The organism is Cupriavidus sp. 2KB_3 (genome assembly GCF_052115685.1).
Taxonomy (GTDB): domain Bacteria; phylum Pseudomonadota; class Gammaproteobacteria; order Burkholderiales; family Burkholderiaceae; genus Cupriavidus; species Cupriavidus campinensis.
Genome location: NZ_JBFRHD010000006.1, coordinates 33,961 through 57,411 on the forward strand (window position 1 = coordinate 33,961; position 23,451 = coordinate 57,411).

The 23,451-nt window shown below is 70.2% G+C and carries 20 protein-coding genes; all 20 read left to right on the plus strand.

What is annotated here, in order from left to right; all coding sequences use genetic code 11:
- Positions 1–256 precede the first annotated feature (256 nt).
- The 20 genes from AB4120_RS07650 (at position 257) to AB4120_RS07745 (ending at position 23,369) form a co-directional block, all read left to right on the plus strand.
- Positions 257–1,402, plus strand: coding sequence for a collagen-like triple helix repeat-containing protein (locus tag AB4120_RS07650; RefSeq protein ID WP_149138659.1), 1,146 nt, complete (start codon positions 257–259; stop codon positions 1,400–1,402).
- Between the two features lie 443 nt (positions 1,403–1,845).
- Complete coding sequence (locus tag AB4120_RS07655; protein WP_144199789.1) at positions 1,846–2,040, plus strand: Flp family type IVb pilin; 195 nt, start codon at positions 1,846–1,848, stop codon at positions 2,038–2,040.
- 332 nt (positions 2,041–2,372) lie between these two features.
- The gene (locus tag AB4120_RS07660) at positions 2,373–2,834 is read left to right on the plus strand and encodes a TadE/TadG family type IV pilus assembly protein (RefSeq protein ID WP_441642118.1); all 462 of its coding nucleotides are present in this window, start codon (positions 2,373–2,375) and stop codon (positions 2,832–2,834) included.
- Positions 2,835–2,897: 63 nt separating this feature from the next.
- Positions 2,898–3,848 (plus strand): Flp pilus assembly protein CpaB, encoded by a 951-nt coding sequence (gene cpaB / locus AB4120_RS07665; RefSeq protein WP_144199793.1) that lies wholly within the window; start codon positions 2,898–2,900, stop codon positions 3,846–3,848.
- Positions 3,849–3,861: 13 nt separating this feature from the next.
- Entirely contained in the window at positions 3,862–5,292 is a 1,431-nt protein-coding gene (locus AB4120_RS07670; protein WP_149138661.1) for a type II and III secretion system protein family protein, read from the plus strand.
- A gap of 3 nt (positions 5,293–5,295) precedes the next feature.
- The gene (locus tag AB4120_RS07675; RefSeq protein WP_149138662.1) at positions 5,296–6,558 is read left to right on the plus strand and encodes a response regulator; all 1,263 of its coding nucleotides are present in this window, start codon (positions 5,296–5,298) and stop codon (positions 6,556–6,558) included.
- 1 nt (position 6,559) lies between these two features.
- Positions 6,560–7,876 (plus strand): CpaF family protein, encoded by a 1,317-nt coding sequence (locus AB4120_RS07680; RefSeq protein WP_441642119.1) that lies wholly within the window; start codon positions 6,560–6,562, stop codon positions 7,874–7,876.
- Between the two features lies 1 nt (position 7,877).
- Complete coding sequence (locus AB4120_RS07685) at positions 7,878–8,804, plus strand: type II secretion system F family protein (RefSeq protein ID WP_149138663.1); 927 nt, start codon at positions 7,878–7,880, stop codon at positions 8,802–8,804.
- A 22-nt stretch (positions 8,805–8,826) separates the two neighbouring features.
- Positions 8,827–9,813 carry a type II secretion system F family protein gene (locus AB4120_RS07690; RefSeq protein ID WP_149139361.1) on the plus strand — a complete coding sequence of 329 codons (987 nt, stop codon included), beginning with the start codon at positions 8,827–8,829 and terminating at the stop codon, positions 9,811–9,813.
- Entirely contained in the window at positions 9,814–10,620 is an 807-nt protein-coding gene (locus AB4120_RS07695) for a tetratricopeptide repeat protein (RefSeq protein ID WP_262389729.1), read from the plus strand.
- The gene (locus AB4120_RS07700) at positions 10,617–10,940 is read left to right on the plus strand and encodes a DUF3613 domain-containing protein (protein WP_441642120.1); all 324 of its coding nucleotides are present in this window, start codon (positions 10,617–10,619) and stop codon (positions 10,938–10,940) included. Before AB4120_RS07695 ends, AB4120_RS07700 begins: the two co-directional genes overlap by 4 nt.
- Positions 10,941–10,950: 10 nt before the next feature.
- Positions 10,951–12,660 carry a TadG family pilus assembly protein gene (locus tag AB4120_RS07705; protein ID WP_441642121.1) on the plus strand — a complete coding sequence of 570 codons (1,710 nt, stop codon included), beginning with the start codon at positions 10,951–10,953 and terminating at the stop codon, positions 12,658–12,660.
- 14 nt (positions 12,661–12,674) lie between these two features.
- Positions 12,675–14,039 (plus strand): sigma 54-interacting transcriptional regulator, encoded by a 1,365-nt coding sequence (locus AB4120_RS07710; RefSeq protein WP_149138664.1) that lies wholly within the window; start codon positions 12,675–12,677, stop codon positions 14,037–14,039.
- Between the two features lie 141 nt (positions 14,040–14,180).
- Positions 14,181–15,326: an exonuclease SbcCD subunit D gene (locus AB4120_RS07715; protein WP_149138665.1), complete on the plus strand. Its 1,146-nt coding sequence runs from the start codon at positions 14,181–14,183 to the stop codon at positions 15,324–15,326.
- A complete protein-coding gene (locus AB4120_RS07720; protein ID WP_149138666.1) occupies positions 15,323–18,376 on the plus strand; it encodes an AAA family ATPase in 3,054 nt (1,017 codons plus the stop codon). The genes AB4120_RS07715 and AB4120_RS07720 overlap by 4 nt, the downstream gene beginning before the upstream one ends.
- 351 nt (positions 18,377–18,727) lie before the next feature.
- Complete coding sequence (locus tag AB4120_RS07725; protein WP_149138667.1) at positions 18,728–19,426, plus strand: 3-oxoacid CoA-transferase subunit A; 699 nt, start codon at positions 18,728–18,730, stop codon at positions 19,424–19,426.
- An 18-nt stretch (positions 19,427–19,444) separates the two neighbouring features.
- Positions 19,445–20,092 carry a CoA transferase subunit B gene (locus AB4120_RS07730; protein ID WP_149138668.1) on the plus strand — a complete coding sequence of 216 codons (648 nt, stop codon included), beginning with the start codon at positions 19,445–19,447 and terminating at the stop codon, positions 20,090–20,092.
- A 28-nt stretch (positions 20,093–20,120) separates the two neighbouring features.
- Positions 20,121–21,323 (plus strand): 3-oxoadipyl-CoA thiolase, encoded by a 1,203-nt coding sequence (gene pcaF, locus AB4120_RS07735; protein WP_149138669.1) that lies wholly within the window; start codon positions 20,121–20,123, stop codon positions 21,321–21,323.
- A 206-nt stretch (positions 21,324–21,529) separates the two neighbouring features.
- On the plus strand, positions 21,530–22,261 hold the full coding sequence (locus tag AB4120_RS07740; RefSeq protein WP_144199817.1) for an SDR family NAD(P)-dependent oxidoreductase: 732 nt from the start codon (positions 21,530–21,532) through the stop codon (positions 22,259–22,261).
- Positions 22,262–22,364: 103 nt separating this feature from the next.
- Positions 22,365–23,369 carry a Bug family tripartite tricarboxylate transporter substrate binding protein gene (locus tag AB4120_RS07745; protein WP_144199819.1) on the plus strand — a complete coding sequence of 335 codons (1,005 nt, stop codon included), beginning with the start codon at positions 22,365–22,367 and terminating at the stop codon, positions 23,367–23,369.
- The last annotated feature ends 82 nt before the right edge of the window (positions 23,370–23,451 follow it).

Genomic DNA, 23,451 nt, shown 5'->3' on the forward strand with positions numbered 1-23,451 from the left:
AACACGTTACGTAGCACGTAACACGCCACACGGTGTTCGGGCCGCGTTCGGCAACGCACGTCCGGGCGCAGCGCGATGACCGGAGTGCCGCGCCGGACAACGGTCTCCGGGCAGCGGGGGGAGCTTGCGACGCGCCCGTATCGAACGTGCGCTTGATGCTGGCACACCGCTTGCGCTCATCGGCAAGCCCCCACGGGATTTCGAGCACACCAGCACAACGCACACCAGCACACCTGGACACCATAGGAGACAGATCATGAGGTCAACGATGCAACGCGAACGGTCGGTATCGGTCATCACCATCGCCTGTGGCGCCGTGCTGGCGCTGCTGGCCGGCTGCTCGTCGGGAGGCTCCGGCAGCGGCGCCACGCCGAACGGCAACACCGTCACGCCGCCGCCAGCCACGCCGACTCCCGCGGCCTCGGTGGACACCACGCCCATCGGCAAGGTGACCGAAGGGGCCGGCAATACCGTGGTGGCTACCGGCAACGCGGTGAGCCAGATCGGCCAGCAGGTCAAGGACGCGAACCTGCCGGTGGTGCCGGACGCTGCGCAGAACGCCACCGGCGATGTGGTGATGAAGGCCGGCGACACCGTGGCCACGCTCGGCGTGGGCGTGCGTGAAGGGCTCGGCAAGATCGGCAGCGTGGACAACCCGCTCGGCGTCACCGTCGGCAACACCGGCAACGTGGTCACGCGGGCCGGCAAGACGGTGGTCAGCGCGGGCGATCTGGTCCAGTCGCTCGGCACCGAACAGCTCTCGCCGCTGGCGCCCGTCACGCAGCCGGTGGGCGGCGTGGTGCAGACCGTGGGCGGCACGGTCATGCAAGTGGGCGGCAAGCTTGGCGATAGCCTGTCCACCGGCCCCGTGGCACAGCTGACCGGCAGCGCGAGCAAGGCCATCGTGCCGCTGACGACCAAGCTGACCGACACCACGCAGACCGTGGGCGGGGCCAGTGGCCTGGGCGTTCCGGTCGATAACCTGCTGACCAAGCTGGGCAACACCGTGGCCACCGGCGGCAGCATGCTGAGCAACGCCGACAAGCCGATCGTCTCGCCGCTTGGCGGCGTGGTGACGGAGACCGGCAAGACCGTGGCGGCCGCCGGCGTGCTGCTGAACAACCGGAACGGCACGGCGGGCGGTGCGGCGGGTGCAGGCGGCAATCCGCTGGGCGGCCTGCTCAACAGCCTGCCGCTGGCCGGTGCGGCGGGCGGCAGCGCTGGTGTTGGCGCAGGTGTTGGTGCGCTGGCCCCGGTCACCGGGCTGGTCGGCACCGTGACGGGCGCCCTCACCAATGCCACCAATGCCACCAATGCGACCAGCGGCGCCACCAGCAGCGGCAATGCCGGCTCCCCGCTCAATGGCGTCACCGGCCTGCTTGGTGGCCTGACGCAACACTGAACCCCCCCGAGCCAGAAGACGGCTCGGGACTTTCCCTAGCCATCGCCCGGCTACTTTACGGTGCGCTGTCGTCCTTACCCCGCGCAGCGCATCCTTTTATTTCGTGCCGTGCAGCGACCTGTATCAAAACGTGCAAGACGCCGCACGGCACTCCCATTTTTATTGCGGCCGCTCGAACAATTCGGACCGTCCTTTGCCCGGGGCCGCGTTGTTTCAAACGTCTGTCCTACCTTAAGCTGAGCTGCATGGGCTTTCCCTTAGTTCCTCTGGGGGGTATGGATGGAGACATAGCATGTCTTATAAATGTTGCACCAGCACCAAATACAACAGAATCGCGGCTCAACGAAGCGGCGATCACAACCGGCAACGGGGCAGTGGGACTGGCGTTCACGTGCAACACCCATACGGGATCGGAACTTTTCTTGTCGTTTCGGGAGTGCATCATGAAAAAGAACTCGCAGGCGCGTTTCAGCCGCTACCAACGCGGCGCCACGGCCATTGAATACGGCCTCATCGTAGGCCTGATCGCCCTCGGCATCGTCACCGGGGCCACGGCCCTTGGCGACGGCCTCAGCCAGGGCTTCACCCAGCTCTCGACCAAGGTCACCACGCTGTTCGGCGTCAAGAGCGGCAGCTGACGACCCTTCCTGGCCACGCCCATGGATGCGATTGCCCGCGCGGTTCCGCGCGGTAACCATCCGGACTGACCTGGCACACCGGAAAGACTCCCACTCCGTGCTGGCGGCAACGCTGGCCACGGCGGGCGCAGCTTGGCTGTCCGGGTACGGCGCGGTCACCATATTGGCGTAGATCGTGATGGCAATGCACTGGCCGCAGGCAGCACACGGACGGCCGGGCAAGAAACGGTAAGAGTGGTACCAAGTCGCGAAAAGGCTGTCGGCGATCCTCCCCCGGCAACGGGGGAGGCCGCGCCTCCGGTTTGGCGCTAACAGAAGAGACCGGGTGAAGCATGTCATTACGGGGGAAGGCGACCCGGCGTAGCCACACGGGAGTGGCGGCGCTCGAGTTCGCGATTGTGTTTCCGCTCCTGCTGACGCTGGTGCTGGGCATCGTGTACTACGGCATGGTGCTCGCGCTGCAGCAGGTGCTTACGCTCGCCGCCGAGGAAGGCGCGCGGGCCGCGCTGCGTTATCCGTTGACGTCGAACGGGGGCACGCTCGCCACCACCATCGACCTGCGGGTGTCCGCCGCGGCGCAGGCCGCGCGCGCCACGCTGCCCGACTCCATCGCCACGCTGGTACCCGCCGCCGATGTCGCGCAGGCCATCGCCTGCTCCGCCCCGGCCGGCACCACCTGCGTGCGCGTCACGCTGAACCTGCCCACCACGTCGCTCCTGCCCAGCGTGCCGCTGGTGCCGGTGCCCGCCACGCTGACCGGCTCGGCCGTGGTGCAGATCTCCCCCGATATCTGAGACCGATTTTTCCGAGACGAATGCCGAGAATCCAGCCATGTCGATGACACCCGGAGCCCCCACATGAACAGCAGGCAGATACGGATCGCGGCGGTCGCGCTGCTGGTGCTGGCCGCGCTGCTGGCGCTGCTGGCCTGGCGGGTGGCGCGCCAGGCCGCAGTGCCGCAGCCGGTGCAGGGCGCCGCGCCGATGCATGCCGTGGTGGTCACTACGCGCGCGGTGGAAGCCGGCAAGCCGCTGCCCGCCGATGCGCTCAAGGTCATGCAACTGCCAATCGACCCGACCGGCGCCTATCAGGACGTCGCGCGCGTGACCGGGCAGGTGCCCGTGGTGGCGCTCGGCGCCAACGTGCCGGTACTCGAAGGCCAGCTGCTGGCCGGGCTGGCGCGTCAGGTGCCCGAGGGCCAGCGCGCCATGGCGGTGGCGGTGGACGAGGTGATTGGCGTCGGCCATCAGGTGCAGCCGGGCGACTATGTGGATGTGTTCGTCGTCCTGCGCCGCGACAGCCAGGAAATTGCCGACAGCCAGGCGCGCATGCTGCTCTCGCGGCTGCGCGTGCTGGCCTACGGCGCCGGCGCGGTCAACGACGCGAGGCGCGCCGAGGGCGCCGAGCAGATGATGTCGCGCCGCGAGGGCGCGAAGACGGCGGTGCTGTCGGTGCCGCTGGAGCAGGTCAACAAGCTGGTCATGGCGCAGCAGGCCGGACGCCTGACGCTGGCACTGCGCAACCCCAAGGACGAGACCATGCCGAGCGAAGGCATGTTTGCCGATCCGCCGGGCGTGTTGCAGGCGCGCGCCGGCGTGCCGCCCGAGGCCGCGCGCGCCCCGGCGGACAAGGCGCTGGGCGGCGTGGCACTGGCGGGGCTGGTCGGCACGGCGCCGGTGCGGCACACGGCGCTGGCCGCGGCCCCTGTTGCCCCCCCGGTACCCGCCGCAGCCGTGGCGCGGCAGGGATCGAGCGACACCCGAAGCGGCGTGGAGATGATCCGCGCCGGCAAGCGAGACATCGAATAACGGACCCCACGGCATGTTCACCCCCACGCGTTACCGCGCCCATTCAGGCCCCGAGGCGTATCTATATAGAAGGATGATCGCGGCGATGGCGCTCGCGCTGGCCGCCGGTGCGGCGCTGCTGCCCGCCCGTGCCCCGGCGCAGGAGTCGTCGCCAGCCCCCCGCACACTGCGGTTGCTGGCCGGCGCCCAGCAGGAAATCCGCCCCGGCCAGCCGCTGGAGCGCGTGGCCGTGGGCAACCCTGCCGTGGCGGACGCGCTGCTGCTCAAGCATCGCGACGGCCCGCCCAGCGTGTTGGTGGTGGCGAAGAAGCCCGGCGCCACCGACCTCAAGCTCTGGACCCGCAACGCCGCGCCGCTCAGCTACACGGTGCGCGTGGATGCCGTGGCGGCCGACGCCGATGGCGCGCAGGTCGATGTCTCGGCGGCCGGCGCCACCATCAGCGGCCAGTCCCCGGACGCCGCCGCCGCCTACCGGGCCCAGCAGGCCGCCCGCGCCGCAGTGGGTGGGGCAGCGGGTGGGGCAGCGGGTGGGCCGGACGGCAGGCCGGGCGGTGTGATCGTCGACCGCTCCACGCTGCCGGTCTCGGGCACGGTGCAGGTCGATGTGAAGGTGGTGGAGATCAGCAAGACCGTGCTCAAGGAGGTGGGGCTCAACTTCATCCGCAACAAGGGCGGCTTCACGTTCGCGCAGTTCAGCCCGTCGTCGCTGACCAAGGTGGACTTCACGTCCGGCGTGGGCACGGCCGGCGAGATGACATCGCCGATCAGCAGCGCGTTCAACCTGATCGCCGCGTCGGCCTCGAAGGGCATCTTCGCCAACCTGAGCCTGCTGGAGGCCAACGGCATGGTGCGCGTGCTGGCGGAGCCGAGCCTGGTGGCGCTGTCCGGGCAGAGCGCCAGCTTCCTGGCCGGCGGCGAGATCCCGATCCCGGTGCCGCAGGCGCTGGGCACCACCACCATCCAGTTCAAGCCGTTCGGCATCGGGCTGACGGTGTCGCCGACGGTGCTGTCCGGCCAGCGCATCGCACTGAAGGTGGCGCCCGAGGCCAGTGACCTCGACCCCTCGCGCGGCATCCAGATCAACGGCGCGTCGGTGCCGGCCATCGTCACCCGCCGCGCGGACACCACCGTGGAGCTGGGCGATGGCGAGAGCTTCGTCATCGGCGGGCTGGTCAGCCGCAACACGGTCAGCAACGTCAGCAAGATCCCCTTCCTGGGCGACCTGCCGATCCTGGGCAGCTTCTTCAAGAACCTGAATTTCCACCAGGAAGACCGCGAGCTGATGATTGTCGTCACGCCGCACCTGGTGAAGCCGCTGGCCAAGGATGCGCCGGTGGTGGCCGGTGTGGGCAACGACGGCCGCACCCGCAGCGACCCCAACGTCTGGGGCCGCTTCATGCTCGGCGAGTTCGCCGACCCCACGCTGCCCGGCTTCTCGAGGTAAGACATGGACGCCCAGACGGAGGTCTTCCTGCTCAACACTGCGCGCGATGACGTGCGCCTCTGGCTGGCCGGCGCGCTGGCGGGGCTCGGCACGCTGGTGGTGGAGGCCAGTTCGCAGGAGGCGGTTGCCGACCAGATCAGCGCGCTCCGGCCCGGGCTGGTGTTTCTCGATTTCACGGCGCCGCACGCGGTGGCCTCGGCGCGGCTGGCCGAACAGGTGACGCGCCTGTTTCCGCAGGTGCCGCTGGTGGCCGTGGGCCATGCCACCGAGCCGGACACCATGCTGGCCGCGCTGCGCGCCGGCGTGCGGGACTTCATTGACCTGCACGGCGCCACCACGCAGGCCAAGGCCGCGGTGCAGCGGCTGATGGTGCCGCGCGCCGCGCTGCGCGCCGACGTGCGCGCCGTGGAGCCGGCGCGGCACGGCAAGGTGGTGGCGATGCTGGGCGCGCGCCAGGGCGTCGGCGTGACCAGCGCCGCCGTGAACCTCGCGGCGGCGGTGCGCCAGCGCGGTGCCAGCGAGGTGCTGCTGCTCGACCTCGGCCTGCCGGCGCGCGATGGCGCGCTGTACCTCAATATCGCGCCCGAAATTCATTTCGCCGAGGCCGTGCGCAACCTGCGCCGCTTCGACCAGGTGTTCGTACGCACCGCGCTGGCGCGCCACGCCAACGGGGTGTCCGTGCTGCCGCTGCCGGGCACGCTGTCCGAGTTGCGCGATGTCTCCTACTCGGAGGCCCTGACCCTGCTGGACCGCCTGCGTGCCTTCTTCGACCTCCAGGTGGTGGATCTCGGCGGCTTCTCCAATGCCGAGTTCATGGCCCAGATTGTCAAGGCGGCCGATGCCGTGGTGATCGTCACCGAGCAGAGCGTGGGCGCCATCGTCTCCGCCGTGGAACTGGTGCAGGAGCTGCGCAAGCGCGAGATCGAACGGGACGACCTGCACCTGCTGGTGTCCCGCTTCGACCCGCAACTGGGCGTGGACGCCGCGCAGGTGGCCGAGCGGGTGGGCGTGGCATCGGTCAGCACCCTGCCGGAGCGGCGCGGCGCATTGCTGCGTGCGGCCAACCGGGGCGCGGTGCTGGCGGACGACGACGCGGCGGACCCCTACGTGCGCGCGCTGGGCACGCTGATGGCGCGGCTGGGCTACGCCGCCGGGCCGGGCGAGGCACGCAGCATGCTGGCGCGGATGAAGGACAGGCTGGCGGAGGCGCTGCGCGCCGTCCGCGCCGGGCACCTGATCGGGAAGCAGGAATCGAGCTGGAACTGACATGACCCAAGCGATCGAATTTTCGGACAACGCCGCCGCACCGTTTCCTGTCTCGCAGGAGTTCCACACCATCAAGGAAGCGGCGCACGAGCACCTGCTCACGCGCATCGAGGAACTCGGCGCCGAGTTCGGTCGATGGTCGCGCACGGCGATCCATCGTTTCGTGGACCTGGAGCTGGAGAGCTTCACCCGGCTGCGCCGCATCCCGATCAACGAGGCCGAGCTGCGCCAGATTGCCGAGGCGCTGACCAAGGAGCTGGCCGGCTTCGGCCCCATCGAGGACCTGCTCAACGACCCGGCCGTGGAAGATATCCTCGTGAACGGGCACATGGACGTCTACGTGTCCCGCCACGGCGTGCTGGAGCGGATTCCGGTGCGGTTTGCCGATGGCGGGCACCTGCTGCGCATCGTGCGCCGCATCCTGGCGCCGATTGGCCGGCGGCTGGACGAGTCCAACCCGATGGTCGATGCGCGCCTGCCGGACGGCGGGCGCATCAACGTCATCATCCCGCCGCTGGCGCTGGAAGGCCCGGTGGTGTCCATCCGCAAGTTCCGCAAGGACCCGCTGACGCCGGCCGACCTGCAGGCGCTGGGCACCATGAGCCCGGAGATCTGCGAGCTGCTGGAGGCCGCCGTGCGCGCCCGCTGCAACATCCTGGTCAGCGGCGGCACCAGTTCCGGCAAGACCTCGCTGCTCAACGCGCTGGCCACCTTCGTGCCGGCCACCGAACGTGTGATCACCATCGAGGACACCGCCGAACTGGCGCTCAACCACCCGCACGTGGTGCGGCTGGAGAGCCGGCCGGGGGGGTTCGAGGGCACCGGCACGGTGACCATCCGCGACCTGCTGCGCAACAGCCTGCGCATGCGGCCAGACCGCATCATCGTGGGCGAAGTGCGCGGCGGCGAGGTGCTGGAGATGCTCCAGGCCATGAGCACCGGGCACGATGGCTCGATGGGCACGATCCACGCCAGCAGCCCGCGCGAATGCCTGTACCGGCTGGAGATGCTGGCCGGCTTTGCCGGCTTCCAGGGCAGCGAGGTGAGCCTGCGCCGGCAGATCGCCAACGCCATCGACTTCATCGTGCAGATTGGCCGGCTGTCGAGCGGCAAGCGCCGCATCCTGTCGATCACCGAAGTGACCGGCCTGGGCGACAACATCATCTCCACGCAGGAGCTCTACCGGCACGAGCCGGTGCAGAACGCCGACGGCACCGAGGCCGACCGCTGGCAGTCGCTCGGCATCCTGCCGCACTCGCCCAAGCTCGCGCGCATGCGGCCCGCGAACTTCGGGCTCGATGACCGGTTCGATCTCTGAGATGGCGGTCGCCGGCCTGCTCATCGCCGCCGTCGCCCTGGTGCTGCTCGGCACCGGGCTGCTGCTGCTCGCCACGGCCCGCGCGCGCGGCCAGGCGGAACACGCGCGCGCCCATCTCGCCGCCCAGACGGAGCAGGTGCGGGCGCGCTACGCCACCGCCACCGACCCGGCCCCGCAAGCGGGCGCGCGCGACCTGCGCCGCCGCTGGACCGACCTGCTGCGCCGCGCCGACCTCGCGCCCACGCGCGCCACGGCGCTGCGCTGGGGCGGCCCGGTGGCCACGCTGGTGCTGTTCGGCGGGCTGATCGGTGGCGCGCTAGGCGCGGCGGCGATGCTGGTGACGGGCGTGGCGCTGGCCGCTTTCGTGCTCTGGGTGCGCATCCGGCGCGTCCGGGAGAAGATGCTGCGCCAGTTGCCGGGCTTTCTCGATGGCGTGGTGCGGCTGATGACCATCGGCAGCAGCGTGCCGGCCGCATTCCAGAATTCCGTGGCGAACACCGAGGCGCCGCTGCGCCAGTGCCTGGTGCAGGCCATCCACCTCCAGCGCGCCGGCAAGGAACTCGACCAGGCGGTGCTGATGGTGGGCCGCGCCTACGATCTTGCCGAACTCGTGATCGTGTCGTCGGTGCTGCGCCTGTCCGTGCGCTACGGCGGCCGGGCCGATGTGGTGATGGAGCGCACCGCCACCTTCATGCGCGACCGCGAGGAAGCGCAGCGCGAGCTGATGGCGCTGTCGGCGGAGACGCGCCTGTCGGCGTGGGTGCTGGGCCTGCTGCCGCTGGTGGTGGCGGGCGGCCTGTTCGTGATGAACGCCGGCTACATCCTGCTGATGTGGCGCGACCCGATGGGCAAGGCGATGCTGCTGACCGCGCTGGGGCTGGAGGTGGTCGGCGCCTTGCTGCTCTACCGGCTGGCCAAGTCGATATGAGGGCGCGCGCATGGATGTGACGATCGACATGACCTCCCTGCTCTCGATGAGCCTGCTGGCCGCCGCCGGCGCGGCGGGGCTGCTGGCGTGGCCGCTGGTACGGCAATGGCGCCAGCGCCGTGCCGCCACGCGCACGCTCGACGCCGCGCTGGACCGTCAGGCGGTGCGCGCGGCGGCCACGCCGGCGTCCCCATCGGCGTCCCCCCCGGCCTCCGCTCCCAATCCCAGCGCCAACCCCGGTTCCACCACCCTGGGCGGGCGCCTCAGCGAGACCTGGCTCACCTCGAAACTGGGCCGCGCCGTGGTCACCGCCGAGGAGCAACGGCTGCTGGAGCAGTGCGGCTACTACGGCGTGCGCCCGCGCGCGGTGTTCGGCGGGCTGCGCGTGGCGGTGCCGGTTGCGCTGGCGCTGGCGGCCTTCGTCTGGCGGCTGCCGGTGTCGCTGGCAGGCGCCATCGGCTGGAGCTTCGCCACCTTCGCGGTGGCCTTCCTGCTGCCCAAGCTGGCCCTGCGCCGCCGCGCCAGACAGCGGCAGGCGCGGGTGGCCGACGAACTGCCGGTGCTGATCGACATGCTGCGGCTCCTGCAGGGCGTGGGGCTGTCCATCGACCAGAGCCTGCAGATCATCGTGGTCGAGTTCGGCAGCATGCTGCACGTGCTCGGCCCCGAGCTGCAGCGCGCGAACCAGCAGTTCGCCTCGGGCCGCTCGCGCGAGCAGACGCTGCAGCGCATCGGCAAGCTGTTCGACGATGAAGACCTCAAGGGCCTGATTACGCTGCTGACGCAGGTAGACCGCCACGGCGGCGCGGTGCAGGAGCCGCTGCGCCAGTTCGGCGAGCGGCTGCAGACCGCGCGCAAGGCGCGCATGAAGGACAAGATTGGCCGGCTCACGGTGAAGATGACCGGGGTGATGGTGGTCAGCCTGCTGCCGGTGCTGCTGATCCTGACCGCCGGCCCGGGCTTCCTGGGCGTGATTCGCATGCTGGCGCGCATGAACGGAGGGCACTGAATGACGAAACCGATGATCGCCATGATGGCGGCTGTGATGGTGGCGCTGCTGCAGGTAGGCTGCGCGAGCCCAGGCCAGCAGAGCGCCGACGCGCTGGCGCAGCAGGCCGAGGCGCAGATCGCGCTGTCCAAGCTGCGCGACAAGGAGGCCCGCGCCGAGTACAACGACCAGGCTGTCTACCTCGGCCTGATTGCCCGGATGCAGCAGGAGGGCCTGTACTTCGCCTCGCTGGCTCATATCGACGCCTTCCAGCAGCGCTTTGGCACCCAGCCGGGCCTGCAGCTGATGCGCGCCGCCGCGCTGCGCGAAACCGGCCAGGACGACGCGGCGCTGGCCGCCTACCGCGCGCTGCTGGGCACCGACCGCGCTGCCGCCGCGCATCACGGCATCGGGCTGGTGCTGGGCCGGCAGGGCGATTTCATCCGCGCCGCCGCTTCGCTGCGGCAGGCCGCCACGCTCGATCCGGTGAACCCGCAGGTGGCCAACGACCTCGGCTACGCGCTGATGCGCGGCGGCGCCTTGCAGGACGCGCGCATTCCGGTGATGCAGGCGTTGCAGCTGGACGGCAGCAATCCGCGCATCGTCAGCAACGCGGCGGTGTGGTTGTGGGCGAGCGGCAAGCGTGCCGAGGCCAACGCGATGATGCAGCGCGCCGCCATGCCCGAGACCACGCGGGCCGCCGTCCGCAAGGAGGGCGAGCGCGTGGCGCGTGCGGCGCTGGCCCACGAGCGCCCACCCGCCACCAAGCCGCTGGCGCTGCTGGCCCCGGCCAACGCCATCGCCATCGCTTCCGGAGACGCACGATGAACATCCGCCGATCTTTCCGTTACCTGGCGCTGCTGGCGCTGCTGTCCACCGCCCCAGTGTCGGCCCAGACCGCCGAGCCCCAGCCGGCTCCCGCGCAACTCCCGGTCGGCCAGCAGACGCGCACGCTGCTGGAGATCCAGCGCAACGGCTCGCTGGCCGGCGCGGCCATCCCGCTGGGCGGCGAGCAGGCCGCCATCGGCTATGAGCGGTATATGCGCAGCTTCCGCTACGAGCTGCCGGAGTTCTTCACCAGCCAGGCCACCGGCAGCCCGCTGCGCGGTGGCGGCAGCAATATGCCCCCCGCGCGCAACGGGCAGTAAGGCCACAGCCATGCGTCCGCTCCGAGCCCATCGCCACGCGCGCGGCGCCGTCAGCCTGATGGCGGCGCTGCTCATCGCCACGGTCGGCATTGCCGCGCTGGTGTCGATCGACGTCGGCCATGTGTTCTACAGCCAGCGCCAGTTGCAGAAGTTGGTCGACCTGGCCGCGCTCTCGGGCGCGCAGCAGCTCAAGCGTGCCGCCGACCTGCCCGCCACCACGGCCAGCGTGCTCGGCAGCGTGACGGCGGCGGCGGCGCAGAACGGCTATGCGTCGGGCGTGAGCGCGGATTGCGCCGACGTAGCCGGCGGCGCCGCCGATGGCCTGCGCGCCTGCCTGGGCCTGTGGGACCCCGCCAACCCGGCCAACGGCGACAGCGTGCGCCACTTCAACCCCGCCTATCCGGCCGCCACGGTCTCGCCCAACGCGGTGCGCGTGCAGGCCACCTATACGGTGCCGGTGCTGTTCGTCATCCCCGGCACGGCGTCCCGGCAGTTGCGCGCGGAGGCCATCGCGGCCGGCAGCCCGCCCGTGGCGTCGTTCACGCTCGGCAGCGGCCTGCTCGATGTGTCCACGGCCAGCGGCATGCTCGGCCTGCTGCTCGGCAACACGGTGTCTTTGTCCGTGCTCGACTGGAGCGGGCTGGTCGGCGCCAACGTCACGCTTGAGCAATTGCGCCTGCAAGCCGGCGTGGGCACCATCGACCAACTGCTCAATGCCACGCTCTCCATCCAGGACTTCTATGCGCTGGTGCTGGGCGCGGCGGGCAAGAGCGCGCTGCTGAACGCGGCGCTGGGCAGTCCGGTGACGCAGCTGGGGGTGAGCGGCATCGGCACCACGGTCTCGCTGGCGAAGATGCTCGACCTGGGCGTGCTCACGCCGGCGGCCTCGTCGGCGGCGGAGGTGGCCGTGAACGTGGCGTCGCTGCTGACCACGGCGGCCTATGTGGCGCGCGGCACCAGTGCCATCGACCTCGACAAGATCGCAGTCAACGTCGGGCTCGGCACGGTGGGCGGCAAGCTCTATATCGTGCAACCGCCGCAGGTGGCGGTGGGGCCGGCGCGGCAGTTGCCCGGCGGCACGTGGCAGACCACGGCCACCACCGCGCAACTGGGGCTCTGGCTGGCGGTGAAGGCCAACCTCCCGGTGCTGGGGCTGGCCAGCGCGGACGTCAACCTGCCGGTCTGGCTGCGCGTGGCGCAGGCCCGGGGCGATTTGACCAACGTCCAGTGCGCGGCCAACCCGGCGCAGCGGCGCGCCACCGTCAACGTCACCACGGACGTGTTGACCACCTGCGTGGCCGATGGGACGAAGCCGCAGTGCGCGCCGGCGGCGACGCCGGTGGATCTGGCTGTGGTGAAGCTGCTTGGCGTGCCGTCGACAAGGCTCGTCGCCAATCCCAAGCCGGACGTCACGCCGATGAGCCCGCTCAACAACGTCGTGCTGGCGCCGGGCGGCAGCGCCTCCACGTCATCGACCAAGCCGCTGTCCCGTGCCATCACGGACATGATCCGCAATCTCAACCCCGATGTGACGGTGGGCCTTGGCGGGCTGGGCATCTCGCTGGACGTCGGCGGTCTGCTGGACATCCTGCTGCCCCCCATCGCAGGCCTGCTGGACGCCCTGCTCACCCCGCTGACGTCCACGCTCGGCATCCGGCTCGGCAATGCCGACCTGTGGCTGAACGGGGTCGATTGCAACAACGCCGAACTGGTCTACTGAAGAACCGAACCATCATGAAAGCCGACCGCTGGGCCTACGAGACCCTGGAAGTCTATGTCTGGGAAGGCAAGTACGAGATTGCCGACCGCGTGGCGCGCTTCCTCACGCCGCTGGGCGTGGAGGTGATCCGCGCCGGCGCGCTGGACGCGCTGCCCGCCGAGCCGCGCGTGAAGCCGTGCATCGCCGTGATCAGCGCCTCGGCCATCGGCGCGGCCAAGTTCACGCTCGACTGGGAGGCCGCCCACGGCATGCCGGTGATCTGGGTCGGCGCGCCGGACCGGGAGAACGACCCCGGCCGCTTTCCGCCCGAGTACGCGCACATCCTGCCGCACGACTTCACCGGCGCCGACCTGCGCACGCAGATCGGCAAGCTGATGCCGCAACTGCTGGCCGCCGCCGCCACCGGCCCGGACGTGGCCGACCTTGTCGCCGGTTCCCCGGCCATGCTGCAACTGATGTCGCAGGTGGATACCTACGCGGACTTCGGCAGCAACGTGATGCTGTATGGCGAGACCGGCGCCGGCAAGGAGCGCATCGCGCGGCTGTTCCACGAGCGCAATACCAGCTACGGCAAGGGGCCGTTCGTTGCCGTCAACTGCGGGGCGATTCCGGACGGCCTCTTCGAGTCCCAGTTCTTCGGCCACGCCAAAGGCGCGTTCACGGGCGCCATGTTCGCCCACCGGGGCTACTTCGAGCAGGCTACCGGCGGCACGCTGTTCCTCGATGAAATCGGCGACCTGCCGCTGTTCCAGCAGGTCAAGCTGCTGCGCGTGCTGGAGGAAAACGCGCTGACGCGGCTGGGCTCGACCATGCCGGTGAAGCTGGACTTCCGGCTCGTGGCCGCCACCAACAAGGACCTGCGCGAGGCGGTGAGCCAGGGCCGCTTCCGCGCCGACCTCTATTTCCGGCTGGCCGTGATCGAGCTGCGCATCCCCAGCCTGGAGGACCGGGGCGCGGCGGACAAGGTAGGCCTGCTGGTCTCCTTCCTGCGCCATATGCTCGGCCCGGCCGGCTTCGACGCCCTGCCGCCCCTGCCGGACTGGCTGCGCGGCGCGGTGGGCACGGCGTTCTTCATCGGCAATGTGCGGGAACTGCGCAACCTGGCCGAGCGGATTGGCATCACCGTGCAGCAGTGCGGCCATTGGGACGAGGCGCGCATCCGTCCGCTGTTCCGCGCGCTGCGCCCGGGTGCCTTTGACGGCACCGAGCGCGCCGACCCGCGCGGCGACGCCGAGGAGCGCCGCCGCATCATCGCGGCGCTGGACGCCAACGGCTGGCGCCGGCAGGACACCGCCGCCTGCCTCGGCATCAGCCGCAAGGTGCTGTGGGAGAAGATGCGCAAGTTCCAGATCGCCGACAGCGAAGCGGAGCCCGCTTGACGCGGACCCACTTGACGCGGACCCACAAGGGCGGACCCACAACGGAAGACTGGGGGATGCGGGGCGGGGGTCCACAACGTTATGATGCGGGACCGCGCGGCCCGGCCGTGCTTCTCGCGCCACGGCGCCGAAGGACTCAGATTGCGTTTTCTCCACACCGCCGACTGGCATCTTGGTCGGCTGTTCCACGCCCGCAGCCTGCTCGAAGACCAGGCCCATGTGCTCGACCAGTTCGTCGCGCTGGTCCGTGACGTACGGCCAGACGCCGTGCTGATCGCGGGCGATGTCTACGATCGCGCCGTGCCGCCGCCCGAGGCCGTGGCGCTGCTGGACGACGTGCTGGCACGCATCGTCGTGGACGCGGGCGTGCCCGTGGTGATGATCGCCGGCAACCATGACAGCGCGCACCGGCTGGGCTTCGGCGCCCGCCTGATGGCGGCGCAGGGGCTGCACGTGGCGGGGCGCACCGGCCCGCAGGCCAGCTGCGTCACGCTGCACGACGCCCATGGCGAAGTGCGCATCTATGCGCTGCCCTACGCGGAGCCGGCCGCCGTGCGCGATGCGCTCGGGCTGGATCTGCCCAGCCACGAAGCGGCGCTTCAGGCACAGCTGGCCGCCATCCGCGCCACCCACACGCCCGGCGTGCGTGCCGTGGCGGTGGCCCACGCCTTCGTGGTGGGCGGGGCGGTGAGCGAGTCGGAGCGGCCGCTGTCCGTCGGCGGCAGCGGGGCGGTGGCGGCAGAGGTGTTTGCCGGCTTCGATTTCGTCGCGCTGGGCCACCTGCACCGGCCCCAGACCATCGGCGAGCGGGTGCACTACTCGGGCTCGCTGCTCAAGTACTCGCTGTCGGAAGCCGAGCACATGAAGTCGGTCTCGCTGGTGGAGATCGACGGCGCCGGGCAGGTGACGATCGAGCCGATCGCCCTCCAGCCGCTGCGCAACCTGCGCGTGCTGCAGGGCGAGCTGGCCACGCTGCTGGCGCAGGGCATGGATGACGCGTGCCGCGACGACTATATCTATGCAGTGCTGTCCGATACCGGCGCGCTGCTGGACCCGATGGCGCGGCTGCGCCAGGTCTACCCCAACGCGCTGGCGATGGAGCGCACCGTGCTGGCCCGCAGTGGGCAGGCCAGCGCGGCGGGGCGGCAGTTGCGGGAACTCGATACGGGCACGCTGTTCGCCAACTTCTTCCGCGAGGTAGCGGACGCGGATCTCGACGGCGATCAGCGCCGGACGCTGGACGACCTGCTGGCCGACATGGCCGCGGCGGAAAGGGAATCGGCATGAAACCGTTGCACCTGACGCTCCAGGCGTTCGGCCCGTTCGCGGCCACGGAGACCATCGACTTCACAAAGCTGGGCGATCAGGCGTTCTTCCTGATCCACGGCCCCACGGGCGCGGGCAAGACCACGCTGCTCGATGCAATCTGCTTCGCGCTGTACGGCGACACCTCGGGCGGCGAGCGCAACCCCCAGGACATGCGCAGCGCCAACGCCGACCCGGCGCTGCGTACCGAAGTCACGCTGGAATTCTGCCTGGGCGCCACGCGCTACCGGGTGACGCGCTCGCCCACGCAGGACCGGCCGAGCCAGCGTGCCGCCGGCGGCTTCGTCAAGGAGGCCGCCAAGGCGCAGCTGGACGTGATGATGGACGACGGCTGGCGGAGCAAGGCGACCCAGCCGAACCGCGTGGGCGATGCCGTGCGCGACCTGCTCGGCTTCGACAGCGCGCAGTTCCGGCAGGTGATCGTGCTGCCGCAGGGCCGCTTCCGCGAACTGCTGACGGCGGATTCGCGCGCGCGGCAGGCCATTCTGGAGCGGCTGTTCCGCACCGAGCTGTATCGGCGCGTGGAGGAGCACCTCAAGGATCAGGCGGCGGGCATCCGGCGCGAGGCGGAGCAGATTGAACTGCGCCGCCGCACGCACCTGGAGGGGCACGGGTTGCCGTCGACGGATGCGCTGGCAGAGCGCATCGCCGCGCAGCAGGAGGCGCTGCTCGACCTGCAACAGCGTGAAGCGCTGGCCCGCGCCGCGAGCGAGGCGGCGCAGGCGTCGCTGCGCAAGGGCGAGATGGAGCAGGCGAACCTGAAGGCGTGGCACGAGGCCGAGGCGACCTTCGCGCAGCTCAACGCCCGCGTGCCGGCGAAGGATGCGGAACGGGACAGGCTGCGCGCGGCCCAGCGCGCCGCGCACGTGACGCCAGTGGCGCGCAACGCCGAGGCGGCGCGCCGCGAGCAGGGCACCTCCCGCGAGGCGCTGGCCCGTTCCGAGGCCGCCGCCGCGCGTGCCCGGCACGAGGCGGACGCCGCCACCGTGGCCCTGCGCGCCGAACAGGCGCGCGCCGGGGAGCGGGAGGCGGCCCAGCGCAGCGCCACGGCGCTGGAAGACCTGCTGCCGCGCGCGCGGCAGCTTGGCCTGCTGCAACACGCGCTGGCGCAGGCCAACGCCGCGTTGACCGAAGCGCAGGCGGCCCACACCAGGGCCGTGGAGGCGCTGGATGCCGGCACCAAGCGTCAGCAGGCGCTGGACGAGGCGCTGGCGCAGGCGCGCGCCACGGCCGCCCCGCTCGACGCCACGCGGCTGCAGCGCGACAACGCGCGCGAGCGCCTGGCGCGCATCGCCAAATATCGACAGGTGGAAGCTGCCCTGCCGCCGCTGCGCGCGGCGCAGACGGCCGCCCAGACGCAATGGACCCGGGCCGGTGCCGCGCGCGACGCCGCGCGGGCCGCGCTGGCGCAGTCCGAAGCCGCCTGGCGCGTGGGGCAGGCGGCGCGGCTGGCCGCTGGCCTGCATCGTGGCGAGGCCTGCCCGGTGTGCGGCGGCACTGACCATCCGGCGCTGGCGCAGCAGGTGCTGGCGCTGGTGACCGATGACGACCTCGACGCGAGCCGCGCCGCGCTCCAGCGTGCCGACGAGGCGCTCGCCGAGGCCACGGCGGCACGCCAGAAGGCTGACGCGGACGTCGCGCAGGCCCAGCAGCGGCTGGCCGATATCGCCGAGGCCATCGACGATGTATCGGAGGACGGTGCCCGCCGGCTGGAGGCCGACGTGGCCGCGCTGACCGCCGCCGTGACGCAGGCGGAGGCCGCAGCGCGCCGTGCGCAGGAACTGGAAGCGGCAGCCACGCAGGGCCGGACGGCGCTTGCAGCCTCCGAGGCCGCCGCCAGCGCCGTCGATGCACAGGCGCGCGCCGCCGCGCAGGACCAGGCCAAGCGCGAGGGCGAATGGCAGGCCGCGAGCGCTTTGGTGCCGCCGGAATCGCGTGACCCCGATGTCATCGCCACATCGCTCGAAGCGGCCCGCCGCCACGCCGGCGCGCTGGAAGCGGCGTTGCAGGTGGCGCAGGCCGCGGAACGGCAGGCGGCGACGACGCTCTCCGGCAACAATGCCGCGCTGGCATCGGCCCAACAGCACGTGGCCCAGGCCGACGCGCGCACGGTCCAGTGCGACACCGAGCTGGCCGATGCGCTGGCGCTGGCCGGGTTCGCCGATGTCGCGGCCTACGCAGCCGCCACGCTCGCGCCGGACGCCATTGCCGCGCTCGACGAGGCCGTGCGCCGCTTCGATATCGACCTGGCCACCGCTGCCGAGCACCGCGCGCGCACCGCCGCCATCGCCCAGGCCATCGCCGCGCCGGACCTGCCCGCGCTGCTGGCCGCACGCGACACCGCGGCCGTGCAGCTGGAGGATGCCATCCGCCAGCGCACCGAACTCGCCGCCGCGCGCGACGCGCTGCTGCAATGCCAGGCCCTGCTCGATGCGCTGGCTGAGGACAGCCGCGATGTGGAGGCGCGCTACGCCGTGCTGGGCCGGCTCTCGGAGGTGGCCAACGGCAACAATCCGCGCCGCATGACGTTCCAGCGCTTTGTGCTGGCCACCCTGCTGGACGAGGTGCTCGAGGCGGCGTCCCTGCGGCTGATGCGCATGAGCCGGGGCCGCTACGCCTTGCAGCGCGTGCGCGAGCAGGGCGACCAGCGCGTGGCGGGCGGGCTCGACCTGGAGGTGTTCGACCACGACACCGGCAGCGCGCGGCCCGCCAATACGCTGTCTGGCGGGGAGGGGTTCCTCGCTTCGCTGTCGCTGGCGCTGGGGTTGGCCGATGTGGTGCAGTCGCGTGCCGGCGGCATCCAGCTCGACACGCTGTTCGTGGACGAAGGCTTTGGCACGCTGGACCCGGAAAGCCTCGATTTCGCGATCCGCACGCTGCTCGATCTCCAGCAGGCCGGCCGGCTGGTCGGCATCATTTCGCACGTGACCGAGCTGCGCGAGCGCATTGATGTGCGGTTGGAGGTACGCCCCGGCGTAAGCGGCAGCCAGGCCGTCCTGCGTCTACCCTGAAGGGATGGCGGCGCCCCCGCGCCGAGGGGTGCGATTATCGCCCGCCACGGGTCGGGCCGCCTTGACCCTGTTTCCGCGCCGGGTGTAACCTTTGTTCAGTCTGCGAATTGGAGTTCGAATAGCGAACTTATTTTGCAGGATTCGCAGGTTTCAGATGCACTCATGGCCGCCCAGACGGCCGCCAAGACAACACCAAGATTGTTGGACCCGGTCTGCGCCCGCCACCATGCCTAGCATGGGACAGACGGCGCGGACGCCCCGTCCTGCATGACGCCGGAGACAGTTTTGCGTGCCGCCCCCTTGCGGCTGGTCCCGGCCTTCGCTGCCGGACTTTTCCGTACTGGAACGCAAGTGATCAACAAGCTATATGACTCGGTGGAAGCGGCAGTGGCCGGCATCCACGACGGCGCCACGATCCTGATTGGCGGCTTCGGCATGGCCGGCATGCCGGCCGAGCTGATCGACGCGCTGATCGCACAAGGCGCACGCGACCTCACCATCGTCAACAACAACGCCGGCAACGGCGACACCGGCCTGGCCGCGCTGCTCAAGGCCAAGCGCGTGCGCAAGATCATTTGCTCGTTCCCGCGTCAGGTGGATTCGTACGTGTTCGACTCGCTCTACCACGCCGGCGAGATCGAGCTGGAACTGGTGCCGCAGGGCAACCTGGCCGAGCGCATCCGCGCCGCCGGTGCCGGCATCGGCGGGTTCTTCACCCGCACTGCCTACGGCACCCCGCTGGCCGAAGGCAAGGAAACCCGCATCATCGACGGCAAGGGCTATGTGTTCGAGTCGCCGATCCACGCCGACTTCGCGCTGATCAAGGCCGACACGGCGGACCGCTGGGGCAACCTCACCTACCGCAAGACCGCCCGCAACTTCGGGCCTATCATGGCCATGGCCGCCAAATGCGCGATCGTGCAGGTGAGCCACATCGCCGAACTGGGCGAGCTGGACCCCGAGCACATCGTCACGCCGGGCCTGTTCGTCAAGCGCGTGGTCAAGATCGATGGCGCCGCCCAGGCCGCCAACGCCGATCAAGCCGCCTGAAGCCAAGGAGAGATCACAATGCAACGCCTGACCCGCGACCAGATGGCCGCCCGCGTGGCCCAAGACATTCCCGACGGTGCCGTGGTGAACCTCGGCATCGGCCTGCCCACCCTGGTGGGCAACCACCTGCCGGCCGACCGTGAAATCCTGCTCCAGAGCGAAAACGGCCTGCTCGGCATGGGCCCCGCGCCCGCGCCCGGCCAGGAAGACGGCGACCTGATCAACGCCGGCAAGCAGCCGGTGACGATCAAGCCCGGCGGCTCCTATTTCCACCATGCCGACTCGTTCGCGATGATGCGTGGCGGTCACCTCGACTTCTGCGTGCTGGGCGCGTTCCAGGTCTCGCAGACCGGCGACCTGGCCAACTGGCACACCGGCGCGCCGGGCGCCATCCCCGCCGTGGGCGGTGCGATGGACCTGGCCATCGGCGCCAAGCAGGTGTTCGTGATGATGGAACACCTGACCAAGCAGGGCGAAAGCAAGGTCGTGCGCGAGTGCACCTACCCGCTGACGGGCATCGGCTGCGTCACGCGGATCTACACCGACCTGGCGACCATCGACGTGACGCCGGACGGCCTGGTCGCCCGCGACCTCGTCGACGGCCTCACCTTCGACGAACTCCAGCGCCTGACCGGCGTGCCGCTGCTGCAACCCGTGGCCGCCTGACCCATACCAAAGACGAGTGAGACAGAACATGACCGACGCCTTTATCTGCGACGCCATCCGTACCCCCATCGGCCGTTATGCCGGCAGCCTGTCCGCGGTGCGCGCGGACGACCTCGGCGCCGTGCCGCTGCGCGCCCTGATGGCACGCAACCCGAACCTGGACTGGTCCGCCATCGATGACGTGATCTACGGCAACGCCAACCAGGCCGGCGAGGACAACCGCAACGTGGCGCGCATGTCGTCGCTGCTGGCGGGCCTGCCCGAGGCCGTGCCCGGCGCCACCATCAACCGCCTGTGCGGCTCCGGCATGGACGCCACCGGCACGGCCGCGCGCGCCATCAAGTCGGGCGAAGCCACGCTGATGATCGCCGGCGGCGTGGAAAGCATGAGCCGCGCCCCGTTCGTGATGGGCAAGGCTGCCTCGGCTTTCTCGCGCGATGCGCAGATCTTCGACACCACCATCGGCTGGCGCTTCATCAACCCGGCGATGCGTGCCGCCTACGGCGTGGACTCGATGCCCGAGACCGCCGAGAACGTGGCCACGGACTACAAGATCAGCCGCGAAGACCAGGATCTGATGGCGCTGCGCAGCCAGGAGAAGGCTTCCCGCGCCCAGGCCGACGGCACGCTGGCCCAGGAAATCACCGCCGTCACGATCCCGCAGAAGAAGGGCGACGCCATCGTGGTGGAGCGCGACGAACACCCGCGTGCCACCAGCATGGAAGCGCTGGCCAAGCTGCGCGGCGTGGTTCGTGCCGACGGCACGGTTACCGCCGGTAACGCCTCGGGCGTGAACGACGGCGCCTGCGCGCTGCTGCTGGCCAGCGAGGCCGGCCTGAAGCAGCACGGCCTGACCCCGCGTGCCCGCATCGTCGGCATGGCAACCGCCGGCGTGGCGCCGCGCGTGATGGGCATCGGCCCGGCACCGGCCACCCAGAAGCTGATGAAGCAACTGGGCATGTCGCTGGACCAGATCGACGTGATCGAACTGAATGAGGCGTTTGCTGCACAGGGCTTGGCCGTGCTGCGCCAGCTCGGCATTGCCGACGATGACAAGCGCGTGAACCCCAACGGCGGCGCCATCGCGCTGGGCCACCCGCTCGGCATGAGCGGCGCCCGCCTGGTGACCACGGCGATGTACCAGCTGCATCGCACCGGCGGCCGCTACGCGCTGTGCACCATGTGCATCGGCGTGGGCCAGGGCATCGCCATGGTGATCGAACGCGTCTGACCGTTGCTGAACGTGTCCTGACGGACTTGAGGGGCGCCGGGCGCCCCTCAAGTTTCGTCCGCTTCCTGCCGTTTACCCGGATGGGAAGTCTCAGTGGTGTCTCTTCCCCAACGAGGTAGAGCAATGCGGCCGGGCCGACGGGCTCGCCGGCTGGCCGCATCTTTTTCTGACGGACCCGGCTGAAGTTGCCGGTACGGAGTACCGAGATGTCCCTTCCCGTTGCCACGCTTGTCACCGGCGCCAGTTCCGGTATTGGCCGCGCCATTGCAGAAATGCTGCTGGCCGATGGCGTGACCCAGGTGGTCAATGTCGATTACGCGGAACCCGCGTGGTCGCACCCCAACATGACGTTCTTCCAGGCCGACCTGACCAACGCCGACGCCACGCGCGCGGCGGCGGCCCAGGTGACGTCGCGCTTCGCCGTGACGCGGCTGGTGAACAACGCCGGCGCCACCCGCCCCGGTACCGCCGACACGGCCACCACGGCCGACCTAGACTACGTAGTGGGCCTGACGCTGCAGGCCACCATGCTGCTCACCCAGGCCTGCCTGCCCGCGATGCGGGCGGCCGGCTTTGGCCGTATCGTCAACATGGCCTCGCGCGCGGCGCTGGGCAAGCCCGACCGCGTGGTGTATTCCGCGGTCAAGGCCGGGCTGGTTGGCATGACCCGAACGCTGGCGATGGAGCTGGGCGGCGACGGTATCACCGTCAATGCCGTGGCACCGGGTCCCATCGCCACCGAGCTGTTCCGCCGGAGCAATCCGGAGGGCAGCGAACAGACACGGCGCATCCTGGCAAGCATCGCCGTGAAACGAATGGGAACGCCGGAAGACGTGGCGCGTGCCTCGCTGTTCTTCCTCTCGCCCGAGAATGGTTTCGTGACCGGACAGGTGCTGTACGTCTGCGGCGGAACCACGCTGGGCGTGGCACCCGTATAAGAAAGATGCCCGCCCTGGCACGGGGCGGAAATGGCGATTCAAAGCTTTGCGCCGGCGGCACCTATCCCAGCCGTTGGCGAGCATTTCATTCCTGGAGCACAAGATGAGCATGACCAATCAACCTTCGAAGGCGCGCAGACGCCTGCTGGCCGCTGGCGTGGCACTGGCCGCCGGCATTGCCGCCGTGGGCGGCGCGCAGGCGCAGGGCACCTATCCGACCAAGCCGATCACGATGATCGTGCCGTTCTCGGCCGGTGGCACCACCGACATCCTGGCGCGTATCGTCAGCCTGCAACTGGGCAAGGTGCTGGGCCAGCCCGTGGTGGTGGACAACCGTCCGGGCGCGGGCGGCAACATCGGCGCCTCGCTGGCCGCCAAGGCCCCGGGCGACGGCTACACGCTGTTCATGGGCACCATCGGCACGCACGCCATCAACCAGTCGCTGTACTCCAAGCTGCCGTACGACCCGGTGAAGGATTTCGCGCCGATCACGCGCGTGGCCATGGTGCCGAACATCGTCGTGGTGAACCCGAAGGTGCCGGTGCACAACGTGAAGGAGCTGATCGCCTACGTGAAGGCCAACCCGGACAAGCTGTCGTACGGCTCGTCGGGCAGCGGTTCGTCGATGCACCTCTCGGGTGAGCTGTTCAACTCGATGACCGGCCTGCACATCCAGCATATTCCGTACAAGGGCAGCGCCCCGGCCGTGAACGACCTGCTGGGCAACCAGATCGGCCTGATGTTCGACAACATGCCGTCGTCGTACCCGCACGTGAAGGCGGGCAAGCTGCGCGCCATCGCCGTGACCTCGGGCAAGCGCTCGCCGGCCCTGCCGGACGTGCCGACGGTGGCCGAAGCCGGCGTGCCGGGCTACGAAGCTACGTCGTGGTTCGCGCTGTACGCCACGGGCGGCACGCCGCAGCCGATCGTCGACCGCCTGAACGCCGAAGTGGTGAAGATCCTCGCCATGCCGGAAGTGAAGAAGCAGATGGCCGAACAAGGCGCCGAGCCGAACCCGGAAAAGCCGGCCCAGCTCGCCGCCTTCATGAAGTCCGAGTCTGCCAAGTGGGCCAAGGTCGTGAAGGCCTCCGGCGCGACGGTGGACTGATCGTTGCAGCACTGAAGCACGCAGTACGCAGTAAGCAGTACTGGGAACCGGCCCGATGGGCCGGTTTTTTTATGCCCAAGAA